General features: G+C 34.6%; 4 protein-coding genes and 1 pseudogene. 2 read left to right on the top strand and 3 right to left on the bottom strand.

Going from position 1 to position 4,564, the window contains the following annotated elements; genetic code table 11:
* Positions 1 to 181: 181 nt before the first annotated feature.
* The 3 genes from xerS to QM374_RS10570 form a co-directional block, all read right to left on the bottom strand.
* Positions 182 to 1,252 carry a tyrosine recombinase XerS gene (gene xerS, locus QM374_RS10580; protein ID WP_414311719.1) on the bottom strand — a complete coding sequence of 357 codons (1,071 nt, stop codon included), beginning with the start codon at positions 1,250 to 1,252 and terminating at the stop codon, positions 182 to 184.
* A gap of 305 nt (positions 1,253 to 1,557) precedes the next feature.
* Positions 1,558 to 2,007 (bottom strand): zinc-ribbon domain-containing protein, encoded by a 450-nt coding sequence (locus QM374_RS10575; RefSeq protein ID WP_414311721.1) that lies wholly within the window; start codon positions 2,005 to 2,007, stop codon positions 1,558 to 1,560.
* A gap of 28 nt (positions 2,008 to 2,035) precedes the next feature.
* On the bottom strand, positions 2,036 to 2,143 hold the full coding sequence (locus QM374_RS10570) for a hypothetical protein (protein ID WP_414311720.1): 108 nt from the start codon (positions 2,141 to 2,143) through the stop codon (positions 2,036 to 2,038).
* A 586-nt stretch (positions 2,144 to 2,729) separates the two neighbouring features.
* On the opposite strand from QM374_RS10570, the gene QM374_RS10565 reads away from it, so the two are divergent.
* Positions 2,730 to 3,743 carry a hypothetical protein gene (locus tag QM374_RS10565; protein WP_414311718.1) on the top strand — a complete coding sequence of 338 codons (1,014 nt, stop codon included), beginning with the start codon at positions 2,730 to 2,732 and terminating at the stop codon, positions 3,741 to 3,743.
* 116 nt (positions 3,744 to 3,859) lie between these two features.
* A pseudogene (locus QM374_RS10560) lies at positions 3,860 to 4,564 on the top strand (IS3 family transposase); the annotation flags it as partial.

Here is a 4,564-nt window from a genome sequence, read left to right as displayed (position 1 = left end):
TCTTATTCAAGTGGGCTTTTATCTGTTTTATCATGGGAAGTACCTCCTTAACTATCAGTTTAGCACATAAAAAAAGAAACCCAAATACAGAATTGTATTTGAATTTCTTAACTTAATGACATTGGGTTGTTTGACCATCTTCTTTTTTGAGTTGTATTTTACATAATTTATTTTATGTATCTTATAAACTATCCAGAGCATTCTTTTGTTCATCATTGACGATATGGGTATAGAGATCAGTGACTTGTGTGCTAGCATGTCCTAGCTGGTGGCTGACCAAAACTTGGGATTTGGTTGCATCATATAGACGTGTTGCAAGCGTATGGCGTAGTTTGTGGGGTGTCACTCGGACTTTGAAATCTTCAGAATACTTTGCCACCATCTTTTCAACACTAGAAGCATCGATACGGTTTGGAACCCCTCGATACAAGGTTAGAAAGAGGGCTGTATCCTTTTTTTCTGTCTTATATCGTTTGTCTCGAATAGCAAGATATTGCTCTAAATAAGGCTTAGCAAAGGCAGCAACATTAACCGAATCTCGTTTTCCGCCTTTTCGAGTGACTTCAATCACCATCATCTTAAGATTGAGGTCTCGAAGATCTAGGTTAACTGCTTCAGAAAGACGGACACCAGAGGCAAGAAGGAGTGCGATAATCGCTAAATCTCGCTCCTTATTCTTGTTAAAGGACGATAAGGCTCGATTTGAGAGAGTTTTAGGGTATTCCTCATCTATATAATTCAAAAATCCCTCTGTTTCATCACCTAAAAAGAGCTTTTGCTTGATATTTTCAGCTCGCGCAGCCAAGGTTTCTTTCTTTTTCTTGGTAGCAACCTTCTTCATGACATTGCGATAGAAATAAGGTTCACCTTGATCATTTTCAACCTCCTCAGTCAAATACTTATAAAGACTAGAAAGTGCAGAAAGTGTACGGTTAATGGTTGTTTGAGAGACACCATTTTTAGTTGTATTAGCATTAAGCAAAGGGCGTTCACGTAAGTAAAGAATAAAAGATTCCATGTCTTTCTTGGTCATGTGTTCCAGAACGTCTAAGGGAATATTAGACATGGTATCAGCATCTGATATACCAGATTCCAAGACCCAGGTGAAAAATCGATCGTATTCCTTTAAGTATTCGTACAAGGTCGTAAAACTGTATGGAACAGCCAGTTTCGATTGATAGTATTCCAGAACATACCAGGGCATGACTTGTTTGAGTTTATCGATTCGTTCTAATAAGATCTCGCGTTTCATGTTTTTCTCCAAATCTTTCTATACTAGTAGTATAGCATAGCTAGATATATTTTTCAAGAAAATTATAGTTTTTCGGAAAGATGTTATAGGGGAGATTTAGGAATGTTCAAATAAGCTATACAATTAAATTTTTAACCAAAAATTTTTTTAGAGCTAATTATTCTTAATTATGTACTTTATTTAAGTGAATACTGGAAATTTTAAAAGCTGTCCATCTACTGTAATATGTACTTTATCTAAGTGAAAACTAAAAACTTTTCAAATGTACATTTTGACAAAATAAGAACACTTTACTTAAAGTGTTCTTATTTTTTTATATCTTTTTTAAACTGTATAAAATGTTCTTGCTTTCTTCTGTAACCTTTGCAAATCGAACATGCCTTTTTATTTCGTTTTCTGTATGCCATTCTTTCTTTAAGTTGAATTTTATAACGATGTTCTGGATTTTCCTGACATATCCACCATACAGACATATTACTCAACTCTGTGATTTCAGTTGGACTTGCTATTAGGAGGTTATTCAAATAATCCCACTCATTCATTAGACTTTGTTGAGTTGTTGCCAAGTCGTTAAATTCTTTTAAAACTTTTTGATTCCTACAATATGGACAAGAATTTTCTCTGTAAAATTTTTCTTTAATGACTTGCTGATATTCTCCAGTGCATACAGGACATTTCCACCATGCGGTATATGTTGAATTAACTCTTACTGAAGACATTTCTTGTTTATTTAATATAGTAGACCATTCTTTAATTAACCAAGGATGTGTTGTTTCAAGATCGTTATACCTTTTTTGCAGTCTTTTTAAATGAACAATATGGGCAACATTGGTCGTTTTCGGAGCGTTCAGAAATTTTCGTTTTATAACTCCTGTGACATTTACGACAAATCCAATCAACTATTATATTTGAATCATAAAAGAAAGTGTCAATATCTCCGTTAAGTTATTTCACCCATTCATTGATTAAGTACGGTTTAGCGAAGCTTATTTTTTCATTTGGTTTAAGGATTTTTTTATTACAGTAAGGACAAATAGAGTTAAGATTATTAAAGTCACTGTTGGTAAATACATCTAAAACAATCCCTAACTTTTCATTGAATTCTAATTCGCAACATCACAAATCCAAGTAAATATTTTATTTTCGGATTCTACTGATGTTACCTCTTTGATTAATGCATCCTAATATTGAATATAGGACTCCTGAATTACTTCGATAAAAAAGTTAACTACAGAAACAACGAAATTAAATTTGTTTTTTGCGTTAAAATGATGCGCACGTTTAGAATAAAACAAGTATTAAACTTAATACAATTTTAACATAGCGGAAAAGAGGTGTAAAGAATAAATACTCTGAAAAGCTTGTATACATTTTTGATTCGTGCACAAGTATGTAAATATTGTAAAACAATTTCAAAATGTGGTAGACTAGATATGAATTTTGATGGACGATAATTAGGTCAGAGAAAAGGTTACAGATGGAAAAATTAGTTTTTATCGGAATGCTAGTGTTCTTGGCATTTGTGTTTATTGGAATATTGTTTTGGCTGCGTTTTAGAATGAAGAACACCTTTGAGAACGGTGTTCCAGTGTACGATGCCCCAGCAAATAATCAGACTAGGACGAGTAAGCTAAGCGTAGGAGAGTATGCAGTGCACATATTTTTAATACTAATTAGCGCTGTAATTGCCTTTAAGGTCATGAGCATGTTCCGTCATGGGGCGGCGCCAATTGGTGCTGCTATAATCACGCCTTCTATAATGTCGCTTTTCAATGCACGAAGGAGAACCGGGAAATCTTGGATGAGTATCGTTGCAGTGCTTATGATATTCGTGTTTTTGATGTTTGTATATATATTTATAGGTCTACCTGATAACTCACCTCCACTTAAAATTGACGGAACTGAAATTCATCTTACAGAGACTAAGATTTCGGATTTGATAGACAAGGGGTTTGAAATTTATGTGTCAAATGGTAGACATGATTATCCTAATTATAACGAGCTTTTGACAACGGGAAGCTATACTAAATACCAAGGAGCTGGGGTTAGCGTACCAAACGGCTTTAAGTCATATGACTCAGCAGTTACGCGATCTACCTATCTTCTTGTAAAGAAGAATGTAGTTCTCGGATGTATAGGTGTTTACGGAGATAAGAGGAAGAGTACGGAGCTGAAGGACTGTGTAGTTACGCAGGTTTGCTTCGATTCTGAGTGCACAGCTGTTTCCAAAAAATATGGAATTTCATATAATATAGATGGTATAGATTTGCTAAAGAAGCTTGACGAAAACGAGTTCACGAAAGTATTTGGGAAAAAAATATGGCTGACTCCAAGCGAGCCAAGAGATGAATATTTGGGTCATTATGGCGTGCAGTGGGGAGCAGGTAACAATGAATTCTTTTGGAATCATTATTTTATGAATTTAGACCTTGATTCGAATAATGATATAGTTAATTTTAATTTTAGTTCTAATATTGCAGCAGAGCGATAGAAGAATTTGCAGGGATAATTAGGCTAGGCAAAATGAAAAATAAAAAAGTACTAAGTAAGACTGAACTGCACCCCCAAAGTTAGACAGAAAAAATCTAACTTTGGGGGTATTTTATTATGAAATTAACTTATGAGGATAAAGTTCAGATCTATTCACTTAGGAATCAAGGTCATAGCTTCAAGGAGCTTTCAAAAAGATTTGATGTAGATTTTTCTGGGCTAAAGTACATGGTGAAATTAATTGACCGTTATGGAATAGAGATTGTCAAGAAAGGTAAGAATTGTTATTATTCTCCAGAACTAAAACAAGAAATGATTGATAAAGTCTTACTTGAAGGTCGTTCACGTAGAAGTGTCAGCCTTGATTATGCTCTCCCAAACCAAGGAATGCTTTCAAATTGGCTGGCACAATATAAGAAAAACGGGTATACTATTGTTGAGAAAACAAGAGGGAGACCATCTAAAATGGGACGTAAACCGAAGAAAAAGCCTGAGGAATTGACAGAGTTAGAGCGTCTACAAGAAGAGCTGCAATACCTAAGAGCGGAGAATGCCATTCTAAAAAAGTTGAGAGAACTCCGATTGAAGGAGGAAAAAGAGAAAGAAGAAAGACGGAAATTGTTCGAGAATTAATCGCTGATTTTTCGTTAGATATTCTTCTAAAAGCCATTAAACTCGCTCGTTCTACCTACTACTATCACTTGAAACAGCTAAACAAACCAGATAAGGACCAAGAGCTTAAAGCTGAAATTCAATCCATTTTTACCGAACACAAGGGAAATTATGGTTATCGTCGGATTCATTTAGAACTAAGAAATTGTG

The organism is Streptococcus infantis, from assembly GCF_047465525.1.
GTDB classification, from domain to species: Bacteria; Bacillota; Bacilli; order Lactobacillales; family Streptococcaceae; genus Streptococcus; species Streptococcus infantis_R.
Note: the sequence above shows the minus strand (reverse complement) of the source record. Positions and strands in the feature narration are given on the sequence as shown.

Coding starts and splice junctions, on each gene's coding strand:
- xerS (WP_414311719.1), bottom strand. CDS start 1,252: ATGAAACGCGAGATCTTATTAGAACGAATCGATAAACTCAAACAAGTC.
- QM374_RS10565 (WP_414311718.1), top strand. CDS start 2,730: ATGGAAAAATTAGTTTTTATCGGAATGCTAGTGTTCTTGGCATTTGTG.